Consider the following 254-nt stretch of genomic DNA (forward strand, 5'->3'; position numbering starts at 1 on the left):
GAGGGCGACAACGCCATCGACCTGACCGTGGTAACGGTGGGTGGTGCTACCCAGATCACCTCGGGCGCGGGCAACGACAGCGTCACCCAGGTGCAGACCGACATCGGCGGCTCGCTGGCAATCGAAGCGGGTGACGGTGCCAACACCGTGAGCCTGGATACGGTGACGGTGGGTGGCGACACGTCCATCACCACCGGTGCCGGCGTGGATGCGATTACGCTGGTGGACAGCGGCCTGCTGGGTCAATTGATGAT

1 protein-coding gene is annotated in these 254 nt (G+C 65.0%); it reads left to right on the forward strand.

All coding sequences use genetic code 11. The features are described 5' to 3' along the window. Positions 1-254: hypothetical protein (locus A7V84_RS21320; protein ID WP_204246495.1), on the forward strand; the 254-nt coding region annotated here is incomplete at both ends.

The sequence above is a fragment of the Bordetella trematum genome, assembly GCF_900078335.1.
Classification (GTDB): domain Bacteria; phylum Pseudomonadota; class Gammaproteobacteria; order Burkholderiales; family Burkholderiaceae_B; genus Bordetella; species Bordetella trematum.